This window comes from Gemmatimonadaceae bacterium, assembly GCA_036496605.1.
Lineage (GTDB): Bacteria > Gemmatimonadota > Gemmatimonadetes > Gemmatimonadales > Gemmatimonadaceae > AG2.
Genome location: DASXKV010000067.1, coordinates 177,441 through 193,016, shown reverse-complemented (window position 1 = coordinate 193,016; position 15,576 = coordinate 177,441). Strand labels below are relative to the sequence as shown.

Genomic DNA, 15,576 nt, shown 5'->3' with positions numbered 1-15,576 from the left:
GCCTAACGGCCCTCGAATTTCGGCTTTCGCTTTTCGAGAAAGGCTCGCACACCTTCGGCGTAGTCGGCCGTCTGCCCGGCCTCGCGCTGCAGCTCCTCCTCATAGTCGAGCTGCGCGTCGAGATCCACACCTAACGACCGATTGAAGGCGCGCTTGATCAGCCCCAATCCGCGCGTTGGCTGCGAAGCGAGATGGACCGCTGTCGTCAAGGCGACGTCCAATAATGCCGGTGGCTCGACGACCCGATACACCATCCCCCAGTCGCGTGCTTCCTCGGCCGTGAGTTTGTCGGCGAGCATGGTGAGCGCCGCCGCGCGCTGCAGCCCGACGATCCGTGGGAGAATGAACGTCCCGCCGCTGTCCGGAATCACGCCGATCTTCGAGAAGGATTGAATGAACGACGCATTGCTCGAGGCGAAGACGATATCGCAGGCGAGGGCGAGGTTCGCGCCAGCGCCGGCCGCCACGCCGTTGACGGCGCAGATGACGGGCTTCTCGAGCTTCCGAATCGCGCGAACGATGGGGTTGTAGCCCTGTCGCACGAAATCCCCCAGATCGGGGAGCGATCCATCGGGTGCGGGCGCTGCCTCGGCCAGATCCTGCCCGGCGCAGAAGGCTCGGCCCGCACCGGTGAGAAGGACAGCGCGCAGTTGGTCGTTCGAAGCAATGGACGACAGCGCCTCACACAGCTCTCGCGCCATCGCGCGGTTGAAGCTGTTGAGCACATCGGGGCGATTCAGCGTGAGGCGTGCGACGCCTTGTTCGGTTTCAACGAGTAGGTGCTGCATTCGTAGAGCGTTGCGGGCAGAGGGTAGAGGGTTGAGCGTAGACGGCGAAGGCCCGGTAAGCAAGCTTACCGGACCCTCAACGAACTTTACGCTCTACCCTCTACCCTCAACCCTCTACCCTCCACCCTACCCTCTACCCGCCCTCAACCCTCTACCCGTTAGTTCTTCGTCCACGTCCCGGTCGAGAGATCGAGCGTGTAGGTGTTGCCACCCACGCTGACCGTCGCGTCCTGCGTGCCGTTGAAGGTGATCGTCACCGTCTTCGTCACCGAGAATGACTTGCTGACGCCCGTCTTCTCGACGCTCGCCGTACCGGAGATCTGCCGGGTGATAGTGCCCGACATCGGCCACGGATTGCTCGACCGCGGCAGATTCACGACCACGTTGCTGACCGTGACGTTGTCGTTGACGGTGTAGCTGCGCTTCACGTCGCTGAGGTTCCGGTAGCCGTTGTCGCTGCGCGTCCCCGTTCCGTTCCAGGTGCGCGACGTCTCGGCGCCGGCAAGGCCCGTGACCGTAAGATTGCGATCGCGGTTGACGACATCCTGACCATTGTCGGCGGTGTGGGTGCCCGTCACCGACACATGGAAATTGGCCGACGCCGTGAGGCTGGCGTCATACGCCGACTGCGCGACGTTGCCGGCATCATAGAACGCATAGTCGCGGTTCAACGTCAGACCACCCGCGGTAATCGCCGAGCAGGTGAATCGACCGGTGCTGCTGCTGTAGGTGCAGCCGTCGCCAAAGGTCCAGGCATAGCTCGGCGAGGTCACCGGCGTGCGGGAGAGCATCAACCCGCTGCCCACGACGTCCTGCACCGCGCCGCCAGACATGGTCATATCCGAGGCGGTAAGGATGGCCACGTCCTCCGCGGTGGCGTCGGACGCGGAGATCACGGCGGCTTGATTGACGTCGTCGGCCGTGATCTGAATGGGACCCGTGCTGTCGGAGCTGCATGCGGCGGCGAAAACGAGCGCCAGCATCGGCGCGCCGACAAGGAGTGAGCGTTTCATCAGAACTTCCCTCGATGAGGTTGAGGGCGCGGAAGCGCCACGGAATTGGAATGAGCCGCGGCGGTGCGACTTTTCTGCGACCGCGCGTCGACCGTTCGACGTCTGCGGCGGCTCGTCGTTACGTGATTCCGCGCACATGAGATATGTTTTTGCGCGATCTTTGTACTCGTCGTCACTCTCGGACCTTTCGTCCGGCTCAAGGCTCAATTCACACCTACCGATGGCAACACACGCAGCACCGAAGCGCACTCCGGCGCGTTCTCGACCGAGCGTAGCAGATGGACCGTTCGACTGGCGGCGGATCGCGTACACGTCGCTCGTGTCGCGCGCGCTCGACGACGTCGAGGAAGCAACGAACCGCAACAAGGCGTCGGTGCCTCGCGAGCATCTGGTGCTGTATCAGTTTTCGGCGCGCGGGCACGAGGTGGCGCAGGTCATCCTCGGTTCGCTGCTGACACATCCGCGCGATGCAGCGAGCGCCTACTATCGCTCGCGCCCTCTCCTGCTGTCGCTTGGTCTTGGAATCGATGACGCGCTCGCGAGTCCCCTCGGGCGTTCCGGTGGATTCAGCGACGGCCGCGACATCGGCGTCGTCTGCAATCTTCCTCGAAAGGATGGTCCGATCGTACTACCGATGTCGGGCGACGTCGGCTCGCAGTACACACCGTGCGCAGGGTGGGCGCAATCGATTCTGTATCATCGCGACGTCCTCGGCGACGCATCGTACAAGGGTGCAATCAGCGTCGTACTGGGCGGCGAAGGCTCGGTTGCAACGAACGGATTCTGGTCCGCGCTGACGATGGCGACGACGCTGGTCTTGCCGATGGTCTTCTACATCGAGGACAACGGACTTGGCATCTCGGTGCGCGGCGAGATGCAGACGCCGGGCGGGAACATCGCGAAGAATCTTGCATCATTCGGCAATCTGCTGGTCCGCGACGGGGACGGTACCGACCCGGTCGAAGCGGCTCGACTCTTCAAGGAATGCGTCGATTACGCGCGCTCGGGCGTAGGACCCGCTCTGGTTCACCTCGCGGTGCCGCGGCTCTGCAGTCACTCGGGTCCGGACAATCAGCGCGGCTATCGCACCGAAGAGGAGATCGCCGCGGATTTCACGCGAGATCCGCTGCCCAAGTTGAAACGCCACCTGGTGCCACGGGTCATTTCCGCGGCTCAGTGGCGCGAGGTCGAAGCCGAAGTGCAGCGCGACGTGGACGAAGGCCTGCGGAAGGCACGCGCTCGGCCACCGGCGGATCCGGATCTCGTTAGGCGACACGTGCTCGAGGAGGCTGGCGAGCCGGCCACGGTCGGCGGTCTGACGCTCCAGGAACGTACGGCGCTCGATGGCAACGAAGCACCGGAAGGCGACGGCGAAGTGGTTCGCTTTGCGGACGCGATTCGCCGTACGCTGCGCCGCGAGCTCGAGGTCAATCCGAAGTGCCTCGTCTTCGGGGAGGATGTCGGCCGAAAGGGGGGCGTGCACCTCGTCACCGAGGGGTTGCAGCGTCAGTTCGGCCACAAGCGTGTCTTCGACACCAGCCTCTCGGAAGAAGGCATCATCGGCCGCGCCGTCGGCATGGCAATCGGCGGTTTGATGCCGGTCGCGGAGATTCAATTTCGCAAATACGCGGACCCCGCCGCCGAACAGCTCAATAACTGCGGGACGCTGCGGTGGCGGACAGCCAACCGATTCGCGGCTCCCATCGTCGTCCGCATGCCAGGCGGATTCGGCAAGGACGTCGGCGATCCCTGGCACAGTCTCAGCGACGAGGTGCGCTTCGCGCATTCGTTAGGCTGGCAGGTACTCGTTCCCTCCAATGCCGCCGACGCCGTCGGTCTCTTGCGGGCAGCGATGCGCGGCGGGAACCCGACGATGTTCTTCGAGCATCGTTCGCTGCTCATGACCAGCGACGGCAGCGCACGCTACCCGGGCGACGACTACGTCCTGCCGCTTGGCCGCGCCAACCGATTGCGCGAGGGGAGAGATCTGACCCTGGTCAGTTGGGGCGCCATGGTTCATCGATGTGTCGAGGCGGCCGACCGGTTTCCCGACCGGATCGATCTACTCGATTTGCGCACGGTTGCCCCCTGGGATCGGGACCAGGTGCTCGCCTCGGTGGGGCGAACCGGTCGCTGCCTGATCGTCCATGAGGATACGCTCACGGCTGGATTCGGTGCCGAGATCGCCGCGACGGTGGCGAAAGAAGCGTTTTGGGCGCTCGACGCGCCGGTCGATCGCCTCGCGGTCGAGGACGTTCCGATGCCGTACCATCCAGTGCTGCTCGACGCCGTACTTCCGGATGCCGATCGAATCGCCGAACGCATTGCGGCATTGCTCTCTATGTGATGCTCATCACAGGTGTTTTTCGCGCTTGATGCAGCGCCGTTCAAGCGGTACGATACGCGAACTGACCCATTGATGTTCGCGTATCGCGCAAAGGGGCGGGAACGTGTCAAGCGAACGACGTCGTTCGATCATTTTGTGGGGCCCGCCGGGTTCCGGAAAGTCGCTCTACCTCACGTCACTCGTTATGTGGGTGACGCGAGAGAGAGATGAGCGCCCGTTCGCGATCGTACCGGCCGACGATGCGTCGGCGACCTGGGTGGCGCGGCGTAGTGCTCCGCATCCTGAGGGGATTGCGCTCACGTCCTCGAACGTTCCGACTGGCGCGACGCCAGTGTTTCGCATCTACTCGATCACGCAGGCGCCAGATGTCTCTGGGCGTCGGTCGGCGTGCGTCGCCGAACTGATCCCGAGTGAGGCGGCAGCAGGCGATCCGTCATCGGCGCGGCTGGACGATGCGTGCGGCGTCATCCTGCTCCTCCCGGTCGCGACGATGGCCGCGAGCGCCGACGCCCGCGACGCGTGCGTCACGTGGCTCACGACAACCCTCGCTCGCTTGCCCGAGCGGGCGGGCGCCGCACCTCCCGCCGTCTCGGTACCCGTTGCTGTTTGCCTCACGCAGACGGACGAAGCGCCTGACGCGTCGCGGCGAGATGCAGCGAGATGGCTCGAGAGTTTCGGCAGCGAGCCAATGCGCGCCCTACGTGCACACTGCGCCCGTTTCGCACTGTTTAAAGTGTCCTCATTGGGCCGCACACCGCGACGTCGCGACGGCGCCACGGTTCTCGTCGGAGCGCCGGAACCTCGCGGGGTGCTCGCGCCAATTCGCTGGATTCTCGCCGACCGCACCGAGGAAGCCGCCGCATGAAGCGCATCTCGACGCGCGGCCAGCCACGCGCTCCCGAGGTGGAGCGCCGGCGCACGATCGTGCTCTGGGGCGGTGTGAACAGCGGCAAGAGCGGCCTGATTGGCGCGCTGCTCAGCGATGGCGCGAAAAGCGTCGGGGATCGCTGGACGATCGACCTCGAGGCGGCCTCGCCCGATGTCCTCACCTATGCGGACAGTTCCTCGCTCGCGTTGCGGCTCCGGGGCGTCAAAGAGACGCCCGTCCGGCGCGCCGAGCGCGCATTCACGGCGCCCGTTAGGCGCTACACCGGCCGGCGCGCAACGCTCGCCGCCGATCTGACCGTTCTCGATCCGCGCGGCGAGCTCGCGGCCGACCCGTCGAGCGCCAGCGCGCGTCGGACGATGGCAGCCGCGAAAACGGCGGACGCGATTCTGTGGCTGCTCGAGGCGCCGGTGCCGGGCTCCGTCCCCGCGCCAGATCGTCCAGCGCTGCTGCGTCAACTGATCGCGATGCTCGACGCCGCGTCGGCCACGGAGCTCGGTGTCCCGGTTGCCGTCGCGTTGACCAAGATCGATCGGCTGCCGCTTGCGGACATGCAGCGCATGATCGACTCCCCAGAGGCAGCGCTTCGCGCCGCGCTCGGCGATGCCGCATTCGGGTGGCTCCTGGCTGCTTTCCCGCGACTTCGCTGCTTTGCCTTCTCGTCGGCTGGTACGGTGCGGAACGCGATTCGGCCGGCGGGCCTAACGACTCTGCTGGATTGGTTCACGGACGAGTGGCGTCGCGAGGAACACGATGCGGACGCGGCACGCAGATCGGCACGTATCTCCGCCGGCGTCGCCAGAGCGCGGAGCCGCGCACCATTCGTGGCGACCATCGCCGCGGGCGCGGCTATCGTCGTCTTCGCTGGTGTCGCAGCAGCGCGTCTGTTAGGTCAGCGCGCTCAGACGTGGGCGTCTTCGGCGGGCTCGGTGGCCGCGCAGGGAACGCAGGACACCGCACCGCCGGCGAGTCCGCCGCGAGTGATCGCGCCACGGACAGTCGACTCCGCCGCCGCAGCGGTGGAGCGTGGGGACGGCGTTGGGAGCTTGCGGATACTCGCCGCCTTGCGATTGCGCGACAGCAGCAGCGAGCGCATCGTCGCCGACAGCGTACTCGCGATCGCCGCGGTAGCCGCGACCGAGCAAACCTTGAATGCTCCGACGCCCGCGGCGGATGTACTGCAGTTGATCGTGGCATCGACGTCAGCGGCCATTGACCGCGCTCACCCGGGTACGGCGGTGGTGGCCCCGCTGTCGCTCGCGCGCGCGGGCGCGTGTATGGGCGGACATCTCGACTGTCCCGCCGACCAGATACGCGAGGATCTCGCGTGGGTGATTCTGCTCGGGACGCCAGTGGAGCAGGACCGAGCGCGACGTCTCCGTGCCGCGCTGGTCGGGGACACGGTGGTTGTGCAATGAAGCGATTGAAGGGGCTCGTGTGGTTGCTGGTGCTGGGCTCGTGTGCGGAATCACACGGAGCGAGCATCAGCGACAGCGCCGCCGGCGATGCCATGATTCTCCGATTGCGCAACGCGGCGCTCGACGAGTCGCTGCGCGTGATTCGCGGCGTCACCGAGCGGCAGACCATGGAGAAGGACCTGCTGGTTCGCGAGATCCACGGGTTCGACTACTTCATGGAGCAGCTGCAATCGGAGTTTCGCAAGATTAGAACGCTGCAGCAGGAAGCAGGCGCGCTGGATCCGCACGAAGATCCGCTATCGAGCGTCGAATCGGAACGGTCGCACATTCTGACCGAGGCCCGGTCGGCGCGGCTGCGGTTGGCGCGTCTCGAGGCGGCGGCCGAGCGTCAGGGACGGGTGCTGACGGCGTTGCGCGACAGCGTGCGTGCGAGCGCGGACAGCGCCCTCGCCAGCGGCACCGAACGCGACTCGAGCCGCACGGCCCTTGCCAGCGTGCGCGTGCTGGTCGCCGACCTTCGCATGCGCCTGGACGATCTCCAGCACCAGGTCGATTCGCTGACGACGTACTCGCGCGTACTGCACGACGAGAATGAGCGCCTAACGGCTGTGATTACCGCCGACGCGGCGCGCGACAGCACGGTCTACTACGTCGTCGGGACCCGCAAGCAGCTCGTCGATTGGCACCTCGCGCGCGAAGTCGGCGGCGTGCCGGTCACCGGGTGGGGACGTATCCTGCAACCTTCCGACATCCGCGACAGCACGCACTTCACGGTGGGGCACATGCGAAGTCGCGTGATCAAGCTCGAGGAAGGGCGCGAGTATCAGATCCTGTCTCCACAGAGTACCTCCGCGCTCGAGACGAAGCTGAGCGCGGACGGGACGTTCCGCGGAAGTTTGCACATACGCGATCCCGAGGGGTTCTGGAGAGGGAGCAAGTGGCTGGTCCTGGTCGAGCGGTGAGTCGGAACGGCCTATAAGGGCGCGTCGAGAGGGGCGCGTCGAAAAGGGCGCGTCGAGAAAGGCGCGTCGAAAAGGGCGCGTCGAGAAAGGCGCGTCGAAAAGGGCGCGTCGAAAAGGGCGCGTCGAGAGGGGCGCGTCGAGAGGGGCGCGTCGAGAAAGGCGCGTCGAGAAAGGCGCGTCGAAAGGGGCGCGTCGAGACCAGCGCCGAACTACGAGCTCTCAGCTCGAAGCTCTCACAGCCGGAACCCCCAGCTCAACTCAACTCCCGGCTGAGGACTCGCCGCTCGAGGCTCTCCGCTCTGTTGGTCAGCGCCCTTTTCGACGCGCCTCTTTCGACGCGCCCTTTTCGACGCGCCTTTCTCGACGCGCCCTTTTCGACGCGCCTTTCTCGACGCGCCCCTCTCGACGCGCCTTTCTCGACGCGCCTTTCTCGACGCGCCTCTCTCGACGCGCCCTCATGCTCTCTTACTTCTGGACCGTCAAATCGCCTTGAACGCTTCGAACGGTTGCGCGCATGTACGGCAGTATGCGATCGACTTGCACGCCGTCGAGCCGAACTCGCTTCGCACTTCCGTGTCCCGCGAGCCACAGTAGGGGCATGGCACTCGCTCGACGACCGGCGCACGCGTGAGGCTAACGAGCGACTCCTCACGCGCCCGGCCGGGTGGTGCGATGCCGTAGGCGGCGAGCTTTCGCTTCGCGTCGGCGCTCATCCATTCCGTCGTCCAGGCCGGGGCGAATACCGTTTCGAGTCGCACCGGCGACAGCCCCCGAGCTTCGAGCGCGGCCCTGATCTCTTCCTCGATCACGCGCATTGCCGGGCAGCCCGAATACGTCGGAGTGATCGTGACCGTCACCGCCGACCCGTCGACCGCGACATCGCGCACGATGCCGAGTTCGACGACGCTCAGCACCGGCACCTCTGGATCCTTTACCTCATCGAGGATCGCGAAGATCTCGTCTCGGCTCGAGGCGCCTGCGCTCACCATGACGCTCCCGGGTGCGAGCGTGCGACGATCTGCATCTCGGCGAGCATGTGGCCGAGGTGCTCGGTGTGCCGGCCCTCGCGTCCGCCGCGCTGCATGTAGGTAGTGGCGGGAATCGTTAGGCCGGCGCGGGAGAGAACGTCTCGTACCGTCGCTTGCCAGGCGCTCTCCAACGTCGACGGATCGACGCCGAAGCTCTCGGCGGCAACGGCGCGGTCGACGTCGTCGGCGAGAAAGAGCTCGCCGGTATAGCGCCAGAGGTCGTCGACGCCGCGTTGCGTGCGCGCATGGCTCTCCTCCGTGCCGGCGCCGAGCTTCACGACCCAATCGGCGCTGTGGCGCACGTGATAGCGCGATTCCTTCACGCCCTTCGCCGCAATGCCGGCGAGATCGCGATCGGTGCTCTTCTGAAGGGCTTCCGCCTGCAGCAGTACGAAGACGCCGAAGAAGAGCTGCCTAACGATCGTGAGCGCGAAGTCACCTTTGGGGAGCTCGACGAGCAATGCGTTTCGAAACTCGACCGCCTCGCGCAGATAGGCGAGCGCGTCGGCGTCGCGTCCCTTCCCTTCGACCGTGCCGGCGCGGCCGAGCAGCAGCGTCGCCTGACCGACGAGATCGAGCGCGATGTTCGCGAGCGCGATGTCCTCCTCGAGGATGGGCGCGTGACCGCACCACTCCGACAGGCGATGACCGAGCACGAGCCGGTCGTCGCCGAGGCGGAGGAGATACTCGGCGCGCTGCTCAGACTTTGATGCCACGAGGGATCTTGTAGAACTGCGGATGCCGGTAGGGCTTGTCGTTGCCCGGATCGAAGAATGGACCCATGTCTTCGGGTGTCGACGCGGTGATCTGCCCCGAGCGGACGACCCAGATGCTGACCGCTTCGCCACGTCGCGCGTACACGTCGCGCGCGTTCTGCAGCGCCGATTCGGCGTCGACCGCGTGCACGCTGCCCGCGTGCTCGTGGGGATCGCCCCCGGGCGGCTGGACGAACACCTCCCAGAGCGGCCATTGGCTGTCGCGCGGCTCCGCCGCGTCGGCGCGCGATCCCTGCGTCGTGCTCTCGTTCGCCATCGTCGTCGTGAAGAAAGCTGCTGCCTCGTTAGGCTGCCTCGAAGGCGGAATCGATCTTCGCCTGCTTCGCGGCGTACGCCGCGGCCGCAACCCGTACCCATTCGCCATCGGCGTGCGCGTCACGGCGAGCGGCGAGCCGCTCCTGATTGCAGGGGCCGTTCCCCTTCACTACCCGCCAGAACTCGTCCCAATCGATGGGTCCAATCCTCCAGTCCTGCGTGGTCTCGTCAAAGCCCAACTGCGGATCTGGAATGACCAGGTCGATCGCTTTGGCTTGAGCAACGGTCAAGTTGATGAAACGCTGACGCAGCTCGTCATTGCTCTTGCGCTTCACACCCCACCGCATCAGCTCGTCGCTATTCGACGACTGGCCATCGTGCGGTCCGAACATCATCAACGACGGCCACCACCAGCGGTCGAGCGCGTCCTGCGCCATGCGCCGTTGCGCTGGCGTCCCGGCTGCGAGCGTCACCATGATCTCGTAGCCCTGACGCTTGTGGAAGTTCTCTTCCTTACAGATGCGCACCATCGCTCGCGCGTACGGTCCGTACGACGCTTTCGCGAGCATCGTCTGATTGACGATGGCAGCGCCATCCACCAGCCAGCCAATCGCGCCGATATCCGCCCAGCTGAGCGTCGGATAATTGAAGATGCTCGAGTACTTCGCCGTGCCGGTGAGCAACTGCTCAATGAGCTCCTGGCGATCGACGCCGAGCGTCTCCGTCCCGCAATAGATGTAGAGACCGTGCCCCGCCTCGTCCTGGACCTTGGCGAGTAGCGACATCTTGCGCCGGAGCGATGGCGCGCGCGTGATCCAGTTGCCCTCCGGGAGCATCCCCACGATCTCCGAGTGGGCATGCTGCGACATCATCCGAACCAACTGCCGGCGATAGCGCTCCGGCATCCAGTCCTTCGGCTCGATCGTCTCCCCCGCGGCAATGCGCGCCTCGAACGCCGCGACGCGCTCGGGATCCTCGGGCGACGAAACAGGGGTCTGTTGAGGCTGGATTGGCGTCATGACACTCGAATTATACACGCGGGTCGCGGGAGGCGTGAAGCGTGGCGCGCCGGCCACGGCGCGTATAGCGTGTTGCAATGCCCGATTTGACGATCTCGAGGTCGCAAACCGCCGACGGCGAGGTGGACGTCGCCATCACCGATGCGATCGCCACCGTTCGCTTCACGCATCCCAAGGGCAACTCGCTGCCCGCCGCCCTGCTCGCTCGACTCGCGTCCGAGATTCACCGACTCGGAACGCAGAACGAGGTGCGCGTGATCGTCCTCCGGAGCGGCGACACGGGGGGTAGCCCGTTCTGTGCCGGCGCATCGTTCGATGAGCTGAGGAGCATCCGCGACGCCGCTGGCGGTAAGGAGTTTTTCATGGGCTTCGCGCGCGTGATCCTCGCGATGACGCGGTGCCCCAAGGTGATCATCGCGCGGGTGCACGGAAAAACCGTCGGCGGAGGTGTCGGCCTCGTCGCGGCGGCCGACTATGCGATGGCCGTGGAATCGGCATCGATACGATTGAGCGAGCTCGCGGTGGGAATCGGCCCGTTCGTCGTCGGACCGGTCATCCAGAAGAAGATTGGCCTCGGCGGTTTTGGCGCCATGGCAATCGACGCCGATTGGCGAACGGCTCGTTGGGCGGAGGAATTCGGTCTCTACGCGAAGGTGTTCGACAGCGTGAACGCGCTCGATAGCGGCCTCGATTCCTTCGCTCGCAAGCTCGCACGATCGAACCCGCAAGCGCTCGCGCAGCTGAAAGCAATCTTCTGGCAAGGCACCGATGACTGGGATCGGTTGCTCGAGTCGCGGGCCGAGATGAGCGGAACGCTGGTGCTGTCCGATTTCACGAGGAACGCGATTGCGGCGTTCGATCAAGGCGCGAGGAGCTAATGCCGTCGTCGGACTGCGGGATCACCAGTTTTGAGATCTCCGACCGTCGCCGCTCACTGGCGGCGCAGCGATCAACAATTGAACGCGGACACGGACATAGCCGGACACAGCGCGGACACGGCCGGACACGACCAAAGGGCGTCGACGATCTTCTGAAAAAGCTGTTCACGGTTTCTTTCTGTTGTCCGGCGGTGTCCGCGCGTGTCCGGCCGTGTCCGTGTTGAGAACAGTTGAAACCCGTCTCAAAGACGAGTTCGAGACGGTCGGACAGAACTCCATGTAGATCGTTCGCTCACTCCGATAAGAAAAGCATTCTCGCCACAGGGCGACGACACGGCTAATCTGCCCGGCATTGCATAACGCGAACGCGTGACGCGACTGCCCATCGGCACGTCGAACCAACGCGAGCCACGCTGGTGTATTCCCCGCCCCCGGCTCGGGGTCTCAGCCACTAACCAATCATGTCGACGCGCTTGTTCCTCAAGCCGTACTCCGTGAATGGAACCGGAATTCGGCTTCTCGATTATCGTCGCGTATCCGAAGACACGTACGAAGCAACGCGGTGGTTGACGATTCTCTTCATTCCGATCCTGCCGATCGGGACGCTGCTCGTCCGGCCCGGTAGCGCCGAAGGGCACGGCACGATGATGCAGTACAACTTCCAGCTCGTCGGCAAGCGCCCGATGAACTGGCGTCGCGTGCTGCGGATATACGCGATCGATCTGATCGCAGCACTCCCCGTCGCGCTCTGTGCCTGGCTCGAAACGCCAGGTGAGGTGACGGACTTGTGGCTCACGATGTTCGTCTTCTCCGTGCTCTGGAGCATCGCCGTGCTCGTCTTCACTCAGCACGGCCGCCCGGTGTACCAAGCCGCCGCGACACAGCCGATGCCGTCGGGCGGCACCGGCACGACACCGCGACGCGCTGCCTAACGTCGATCGCGCACGATGAACACGCCGCTCGCGGTCCCCGTTCGGTCGGCATTTGCCTCCGAGATGCGCGACATGTCCGCGGAGGTCTTCACGACCTTCGCGGGCATTGTCGCCGCCATCACCGTCGTCGCCGTCAACGTCGGACTGCAACACTGGCTCGATCTCGACATGCTCGGCCTCACCCTGTGGTTCGTCATTCCGGCGGGTGCGCTGCTTGGCGGACTCGGTGCCGCAAGCGGCTATTACGCCGCGGCGCGAGCGACGCAGACGCTGCCCACCCGACGAATGCTCTTCGAGATGCTCGCGATCGGCTTGTCGACGTGGCTACTGATGCACTGGGTCGACTTTGCCACCGTCAGCCTGTCGGACGGGACGCCAGTCAGCGACGAAGTGCCGTTCTGGTACTACCTTCGCCTGCGCACCGAGCACATGCAGCTCGTGCTTCAGAATCAGGGCGGCCGGACGATCGACACGACACCGGAGCTCGGGCTTCTGGGCTATGCGCACGAGCTGCTGCAGGTCGCCGGATTCCTCGTCGGCGGATTGACGATGTGGCTCGGGCTCAAGGCGCGCGAAGCATGTACGGCCTGCAGTCGTTATGCGCGGACAAGGAAGCTCTTACAGCGCGCACCGTCCGCGGTGTTCGACGACGTGCTCGCGCGAGCCGGTATCAAGCTACCGAACGTCGGTGAACGTATCGCGCGAGCGCTCGGCAGGCGGCGCCTTGTTGGGCTGAATCTCAGTATCGCGACCTGTCCGTCGTGTCGGCGAAGCTGGATCCGTGCGGCGGCCATCGGCATGGACGGCACCCATCCCGTCGCGAAATCGATCGATCCGTACGATCTCACGGCAGCCCAGGCAGCCCAATTGTATTCGCTCGCGAATAGCCGTTAGGCGCGTTCGTGTCAGCTCGTCGGCGGATTGAAGCCGGCGTGCTGTTGCTCGATCCAGCTCTTCTGGTAATTCGGCTCCTCGATGGCGAGCGCTTGCTTCGCGATGTGCAGAGGACGGAAAGAATCCATCATGACCGCCAGCTCGTCGGTGCGCTTCGCGCCAATCGATGCCTCAGCGCGCCCCGGATGCGGACCGTGCGGAATTCCGTCCGGATGATGCGTGATACTGCCAAATTCGATGCCCTTGCGGCTCATGAACTCGCTCGATGCGTAATACAACACTTCGTCCGAATCGACGTTGCTGTGATTGTAGGGTGCCGGCACCGCCTCCGGGTCGAAATCATAGGGCCGCGGACAGAATGAGCAGATGACAAACCCATCGCCTTCGAACGTCTGGTGCACCGGCGGCGGCTGATGCACGCGGCCGACGATCGGCTCGAAGTCATAGATATTGAACGCCCAGGGATAGAAGTAGCCGTCCCAACCGACGACGTCGAATGGATGGTGATCCAGGATAAACTCGTTGAGGCCGTCGTACTGCTTCACGAGGAGACGAAAGTCGCCCATCTCGTCGTGCGTCTTGAGCTCGATCGGGCGTCGAATGTCGCGCTCCGAGTACGGCGCGCCTTCCTTGAGCTGACCGAATTCGTTTCGGTATCGCTTGGGCCAGCGCACGTGACCCCGGCTCTCCATGATGAGGAACTTTGGATGATCCCCTTTCATGTCGAGCTTGTACCGGTGGAGGATGCCGCGGTGGATGATGAGGTAATCCCCCTCACGAAACGGGATGTCGCCGAAGACCGATTCGAGCGTCCCGCTGCCTTTGGCGACGTAGACCACCTCGTCGGCCTGCGCATTCCGGTAGAAATGCGCGTCCTGCTCGTCCGGCTCGACATAGAGCATCGCAATGTCGGCGTTGAACAGCAGCGGTAGCCGGTCGAGCGTCGGGCTGCCGCCACTCTTTGCTTGCGACGTCCGAAAATGGCGGTGCCGCAACGCCGATTCGGGGTCGGCTTCGTATTTGAGATCTCTTATCCGCTTCACCGATTTCACCGTCGTGGGCGGATGCACATGATACAGCAGCGCCGACGTCCCGGTGAAACCCTCGTGACCCATCAGCTCTTCCGCGTAGATGCCGCCGTTCGGCTTTCGGAAGGCGATGTGCCGTTTGCGCGGGATGGAGCCTAACGTGTGATAGATGGGCATATGCGTATCACCTGGCAGCTCGTTAGAGGTTCCCCCTCGCCGCCTGCTCTCTCTCGATCGCTTCGAACAGCGCGCGGAAATTCCCTTTGCCAAACCCGCGCGCGCCTTTGCGCTGAATGATCTCGTAGAACACGGTCGGTCGGTCCTGCACGTTGCGTGAGAAGATTTGCAACAGATATCCATCCGGGTCGCGATCGACGAGGATGCCGAGCTCCTGGAGGGTGTCGATCGGCTCGTCGATCTTGCCGACGCGGCGCTGCAGATCGTCATAGTACGAGGTCGGCGCCTTGAGGAACTCGATTCCCCGGTCACGTAGCGAGGTGACCGTCTTGATGATGTCGTTCGTTGCGAGCGCGAGATGTTGCACGCCCGGCCCACCGTAGAAATCGAGATACTCGTCGATCTGCGATTTCTTCTTGCCCTGCGCCGGCTCGTTGATCGGGAACTTGATGCGCTCGTTCCCATTCGCCATCACCTTCGACATCAGCGCGCTGTATTCGGTGGAGATGTCGGAGTCGTCGAATGTGATGAGGTTCTTGAAGCCCATCACTTTTTCATAGAAGCCGACCCAGACATTCATCTTCCCCAGCTCGACGTTGCCCACACAGTGATCGACGTAGAGCAGTCCGGCGTCTGGCGCCTGATAGTGCGGCGTCCGGGCAACGAAGCCCGGCATGAACAGCCCTCGATAATTCCGTCGCTCGACGAGTGAGTGAATCGTGTCGCCGTAGATACGAATCGCGGCGACGACAACCTCGCCCCTGTCGTCCTCGAGCACCTTGGGCTCCTGCAGCGGCACAGCACCACGCGCGACGGCCTTCGAAAAGGCATCTCGTGCGTCGTCGACCCACAATGCGATGTCGCGAACGCCGTCACCATGCGTGTTGACGTGCTGCGCGATCTCGCCATCGGGTCCGAGTGCGGATGTGACGATGAGCCGAATCTTGTTCTGTTGCAGCACGTAGCTCGCACGATCTCGCGTTCCCGTTTCCGGTCCGCGATACCCAACGAGCTGGAAGCCAAAGCCCGACTGGTAGTAGTGGGCCGCCTGCTTTGCATTTCCCACGTAGAACTCGACGTAGTCGGTTCCGTTGATCGGGAAAATGTCCTGAGTTGCTGTTGACGCTGGTAAGGTCGCGGTCGCCATCGAAGCTCCGGCGCTGAAAGTGTCCCCT

At 64.4% G+C, this 15,576-nt stretch carries 15 protein-coding genes; 7 read left to right on the top strand and 8 right to left on the bottom strand.

Annotation, left to right across the window (positions count from 1 at the left end; genetic code table 11):
• Positions 1 to 2: 2 nt before the first annotated feature.
• Together paaG and VGH98_25385 are read right to left on the bottom strand one after the other, a co-directional pair.
• Positions 3 to 788, bottom strand: coding sequence for a 2-(1,2-epoxy-1,2-dihydrophenyl)acetyl-CoA isomerase PaaG (gene paaG, locus VGH98_25390; protein HEY2379342.1), 786 nt, complete (start codon positions 786 to 788; stop codon positions 3 to 5).
• 158 nt (positions 789 to 946) lie between these two features.
• The gene (locus VGH98_25385) at positions 947 to 1,801 is read right to left on the bottom strand and encodes a hypothetical protein (GenBank protein HEY2379341.1); all 855 of its coding nucleotides are present in this window, start codon (positions 1,799 to 1,801) and stop codon (positions 947 to 949) included.
• A 220-nt stretch (positions 1,802 to 2,021) separates the two neighbouring features.
• On the opposite strand from VGH98_25385, the gene VGH98_25380 reads away from it, so the two are divergent.
• The 4 genes from VGH98_25380 to VGH98_25365 all read left to right on the top strand — a co-directional run bounded on the left by VGH98_25380 (position 2,022) and on the right by VGH98_25365 (position 7,414).
• Entirely contained in the window at positions 2,022 to 4,148 is a 2,127-nt protein-coding gene (locus VGH98_25380; protein HEY2379340.1) for a transketolase C-terminal domain-containing protein, read from the top strand.
• Between the two features lie 190 nt (positions 4,149 to 4,338).
• Complete coding sequence (locus VGH98_25375) at positions 4,339 to 5,013, top strand: hypothetical protein (GenBank protein HEY2379339.1); 675 nt, start codon at positions 4,339 to 4,341, stop codon at positions 5,011 to 5,013.
• The gene (locus VGH98_25370) at positions 5,010 to 6,452 is read left to right on the top strand and encodes a hypothetical protein (GenBank protein ID HEY2379338.1); all 1,443 of its coding nucleotides are present in this window, start codon (positions 5,010 to 5,012) and stop codon (positions 6,450 to 6,452) included. Before VGH98_25375 ends, VGH98_25370 begins: the two co-directional genes overlap by 4 nt.
• On the top strand, positions 6,449 to 7,414 hold the full coding sequence (locus VGH98_25365; GenBank protein ID HEY2379337.1) for a hypothetical protein: 966 nt from the start codon (positions 6,449 to 6,451) through the stop codon (positions 7,412 to 7,414). Before VGH98_25370 ends, VGH98_25365 begins: the two co-directional genes overlap by 4 nt.
• Positions 7,415 to 7,893: 479 nt before the next feature.
• On the opposite strand, the gene paaD is transcribed toward VGH98_25365, so the two are convergent.
• The 4 genes from paaD to paaA are packed head-to-tail and all read right to left on the bottom strand — an operon-like array spanning position 7,894 to position 10,492.
• Entirely contained in the window at positions 7,894 to 8,403 is a 510-nt protein-coding gene (gene paaD / locus VGH98_25360) for a 1,2-phenylacetyl-CoA epoxidase subunit PaaD (protein ID HEY2379336.1), read from the bottom strand.
• On the bottom strand, positions 8,397 to 9,158 hold the full coding sequence (gene paaC / locus VGH98_25355) for a 1,2-phenylacetyl-CoA epoxidase subunit PaaC (GenBank protein ID HEY2379335.1): 762 nt from the start codon (positions 9,156 to 9,158) through the stop codon (positions 8,397 to 8,399). Before paaC ends, paaD begins: the two co-directional genes overlap by 7 nt.
• On the bottom strand, positions 9,142 to 9,474 hold the full coding sequence (paaB, locus tag VGH98_25350; protein ID HEY2379334.1) for a 1,2-phenylacetyl-CoA epoxidase subunit PaaB: 333 nt from the start codon (positions 9,472 to 9,474) through the stop codon (positions 9,142 to 9,144). Before paaB ends, paaC begins: the two co-directional genes overlap by 17 nt.
• 28 nt (positions 9,475 to 9,502) lie before the next feature.
• Positions 9,503 to 10,492 (bottom strand): 1,2-phenylacetyl-CoA epoxidase subunit PaaA, encoded by a 990-nt coding sequence (paaA, locus tag VGH98_25345; protein ID HEY2379333.1) that lies wholly within the window; start codon positions 10,490 to 10,492, stop codon positions 9,503 to 9,505.
• A gap of 77 nt (positions 10,493 to 10,569) precedes the next feature.
• Here paaA and VGH98_25340 point away from each other — a divergent pair, with 77 nt between their 5' ends.
• From VGH98_25340 to VGH98_25330, 3 genes are all read left to right on the top strand, one after another.
• Positions 10,570 to 11,370 carry an enoyl-CoA hydratase/isomerase family protein gene (locus VGH98_25340; protein HEY2379332.1) on the top strand — a complete coding sequence of 267 codons (801 nt, stop codon included), beginning with the start codon at positions 10,570 to 10,572 and terminating at the stop codon, positions 11,368 to 11,370.
• A gap of 461 nt (positions 11,371 to 11,831) precedes the next feature.
• A complete protein-coding gene (locus tag VGH98_25335) occupies positions 11,832 to 12,302 on the top strand; it encodes a hypothetical protein (GenBank protein ID HEY2379331.1) in 471 nt (156 codons plus the stop codon).
• 15 nt (positions 12,303 to 12,317) lie between these two features.
• Positions 12,318 to 13,196, top strand: a complete 879-nt coding sequence (locus VGH98_25330; protein ID HEY2379330.1) for a hypothetical protein — start codon at positions 12,318 to 12,320, stop codon at positions 13,194 to 13,196.
• Positions 13,197 to 13,207: 11 nt separating this feature from the next.
• Here the strand turns inward: VGH98_25330 and VGH98_25325 are convergent, their stop codons facing one another.
• Both VGH98_25325 and hppD read right to left on the bottom strand, forming a co-directional pair.
• Positions 13,208 to 14,401, bottom strand: coding sequence for a homogentisate 1,2-dioxygenase (locus VGH98_25325; GenBank protein HEY2379329.1), 1,194 nt, complete (start codon positions 14,399 to 14,401; stop codon positions 13,208 to 13,210).
• A gap of 22 nt (positions 14,402 to 14,423) precedes the next feature.
• Positions 14,424 to 15,548: a 4-hydroxyphenylpyruvate dioxygenase gene (gene hppD / locus VGH98_25320; protein ID HEY2379328.1), complete on the bottom strand. Its 1,125-nt coding sequence runs from the start codon at positions 15,546 to 15,548 to the stop codon at positions 14,424 to 14,426.
• Positions 15,549 to 15,576 lie beyond the last annotated feature (28 nt).